Origin of the sequence: Micromonospora sp. NPDC049580, from assembly GCF_040675595.1 — a bacterium.
Taxonomy (GTDB): domain Bacteria; phylum Actinomycetota; class Actinomycetes; order Mycobacteriales; family Micromonosporaceae; genus Micromonospora.
Genome location: NZ_JBFAPG010000610.1, coordinates 1 through 3,206 on the forward strand (window position 1 = coordinate 1; position 3,206 = coordinate 3,206).

Sequence of the window (3,206 nt, forward strand, 5' to 3'; positions counted from 1 at the left end):
CCGCAGGAGAGCACCAGCAGGTCGGCGTGCAGCGACCGGCCGTCGGCCAGGTCGAGGCGGACGCCGGTGTCGTCGGCGACGACACCGGTCGCCGGCACCGCGAGCTGGATGGTGACGCCGAGCCGGGCGAGCGTGCCGGCGAGCACCGCGCCGGCCGCGGGGTCGAGCTGCCGTTCCATGAGGTGCCCGGTGTGGTGCACGACGGTGGTGGCGAGCCCCCGGGTGGCCAGGCCGCGGGCGGCCTCCAGGCCGAGCAGCCCACCACCGAGCACGATCGCGCTGCGGGCCCCGTCGGCGACGGCGAGGATCCGGCGGCAGTCGTCCAGGGTCCGGAAGGGAACGACCCGCTGCGGCAGGTCGGTCGCGTCGAGGCCGGGCAGCGGCGGCACCACCGCCCGCGCGCCGGTGGCCAGCACCAGGTGGTCGTAGGAGATCCGTTCGCCGTCGCCGGTGCGGACCTCGCGGGCGGACCGGTCCACCGCGGTCACCGGCACGCCGGGGCGCCTGTCGATGCCGTGCCCGGCGGCCTCGGTCAGCTCCACGTCCGGTTCGGCGATCCGGCCGGTCAGCAGCGTGGAGAGCATGATCCGGTTGTACGCGCGGTGCGGCTCCGCCCCGAGCACGGTGACCTTCCGGTCTCCCTCGCGGGCGTGCAGCTCGGCCGCGAGCCGGGCACCGGCCATCCCGTTGCCGACGATCACCACTCGGGCCGTCATGCCTTCTCCACCCGGACCGCGCAGATCTTGAACTCGGGCATCCCGGAGATCGGGTCCACCGCGTCGTTCGTCACCGAGTTGGCTCGGCCGGCGCCGGGCCAGTGGAACGGCGCGAAGACCGTGTCCGGGCGGATCCCCGCGCTGAGGCGGGCCGGCGCGCGCAGCTCGCCCCGGCGGGACGTGACCCGCACCGGGTCGCCGTCGTCGATGCCCAGCCGGGCCGCCAGGTCGGGGTGCAGCTCGACGAACGCCTCGGGCGCGGCGCGGCGCAGCGCGGCCACCCGGCGGGTCTGGGTGCCGGACTGGTACTGGGCGAGCACCCGGCCGGTGGTGAAGTGCAGGGGATACGTGGCGCAGACCTCCTCGGCGGCCGGCCGGTGCTCCACGGCGTGGAACCGGGCCCGGCCGTCCGGGGTGCCGAACCGGTCGGCGAAGAGCCGTGGCGTGTCCGGCCCGTCCTCGCTGGGGCAGGGCCAGAAGACACCGTCGGTCTCGTCGATCCGGGCCCAGTCGATGCCGGCGTAGTCGGCGACCCCGCCGGCGGAGGCGCGGCGCAGCTCGGCGAACACAGTGGCCGGGTCGGTCGGGAACCGCGCCGCCGCCGTCCCGGCGTCGCCCAACCTGGTCGCCAGGTCGGCGAGGATGGCCAGGTCGGTCCGGACGTCCGGCGGAGGCGGGCGCAGCGCCCGTCGACGCAGCACACGGCCCTCCAGATTGGTCATCGTGCCGTCCTCCTCGGCCCACTGCGCGGTGGGCAGCACCACGTCGGCCAGCGCCGCCGTCTCGGAGAGCAGCAGGTCGGCGACGACCAGCAGGTCGAGGTCGCGCAGCCGGCCCTCGATCCGGGCGGCCCGGGGAGCGGAGACCACCGGGTTCGAGCCGAACACCAGCAACGCCCGGGGGCCGTCGGGGGTGCCGAGCGAGTCGAGCAGTTGGTAGGCCGGCACGCCCGGGCCGGGCAGGTCGTCGGCCGGCACGCCCCAGACACCGGCGACGTGTTCCCGGGCCGCCGGATCCTCGATCCTGCGGTAGCCGGGGAGCTGGTCAGCCTTTTGCCCGTGCTCCCGCCCGCCCTGGCCGTTGCCCTGGCCGGTGAGGCAGCCGTACCCCGAGCCCTCGCGGCCGGGCAGGCCGAGAGCGAGAGCGAGATTGACGTACGCGGTGACGGTGTCGACGCCCTTGGCGTGCTGCTCGGCGCCGCGCGCGGTCAGGATGATCACGCGGCTGCCGGTGCCCAGCGCGCGGGCGGTCGCCTCCAGGTCGGCCACCAGCACGCCGGAGAGCTGTTCCGCGCGGGCCGGCCACCAGGCGGCGACGCTGCGGCGGACCGCGTCGAAGCCGGTGGTCCGCTCGGCCACGTACGCCTGGTCGACCCACCCTTGCGTGACCGCGATGTGCAGCAGCGCGTTGGCCACGGCGAGGTCGGTGCCGGGCAGCGGTTGCAGGTGCAGGTCGGCCTGGCGGGCGGTGGCGGTGACGCGGGGGTCGACGACGATGAGCCGGCCGCCGCCCCGGCGCTGCTCGGTGAGCCAGCGCACCAGCGGCGGCATGGTCTCCGCCGGGTTGGCGCCGACCAACAGCAGGGTGTCGGCCCGGCCGAGGTCGGCCAGCGGAAACGGCAGCCCCCGGTCGACACCGAAGGCGCGCAGCCCGGCGGCAGCCGCCGAGGACATGCAGAACCGTCCGTTGTAGTCGATGTTGCGGGTGCGCAGCGCGACCCGGGCGAACTTCCCCAGCGCGTACGCCTTCTCGTTGGTCAGCCCGCCGCCGCCGAAGACGGCGACCGCGTCCCGACCGGAGCTGTCCTGGATGGCGCGCAGGCCGGTGACGATCCGGTCCAGCGCGGCGTCCCAGGTCGCCGGGCGCAGCTCGCCGCTGACCGGGTCGCGCAGCAGCGGGGTGGTCAGCCGGTCCGGGTGGTCGAGCAGTTCGGCGGAGGTCCAGCCCTTCTGGCAGAGCCCGCCCCGGTTGGTGGGAAACTGGCGGGGGAGCACGCTCACCCCGGTGTCGTCCTCGCGCAGCGTCATGCCGCACTGAAGGGCGCAGTACGGGCAGTGCGTCGCCACCTCCCGGGGCGTACGCCCCGGTCGAGTTGCCGGCCATGCACCGTCTGTCATGTCCCGAAAGCGTGCCGCCGGACGGTTTCCGGTCCGGGTCTCTTCTGTTTCGGTCCTGTCAAGTGGGGCTCACACCGCACAAGGGCAGCGGACGTGACGGGCGGGTGATGGCGGCCCCGGACGGACGCGTGACCAGCGGCGGCGCCGGGCTTCATCTCCTGGGACGGTCAGCGGAACGATGGTTCCTGCGTGGCCAGGGCACGCCCGGTGACGACGGCGGTGCCGGTTCGGGCTTCGGCTCGGGCTTCCGATCGGGTGGCTTGTCCGGCACAGCGCTCCCCCTAACTGTCGTGGAGATCTTGGACAGTTTCCGTTCGCTCGTAACGGAAACTGTCCAAGATCTGGGGCGGGGCAGGTGCGGCCCCGGCACGAA

Annotated in this window: 2 protein-coding genes; both read right to left on the reverse strand. The window is 74.8% G+C overall.

What is annotated here, in order from left to right; genetic code table 11:
• Positions 1-716, reverse strand: a 716-nt coding sequence (locus AB0J68_RS29885) for an FAD-dependent oxidoreductase (RefSeq protein ID WP_363941943.1), incomplete at its 3' end; no start/stop codon positions are given.
• A complete protein-coding gene (locus AB0J68_RS29890) occupies positions 713-2,833 on the reverse strand; it encodes a molybdopterin oxidoreductase family protein (protein WP_363941945.1) in 2,121 nt (706 codons plus the stop codon). The genes AB0J68_RS29885 and AB0J68_RS29890, both read right to left, overlap by 4 nt.
• Between the last annotated feature and the right edge of the window lie 373 nt (positions 2,834-3,206).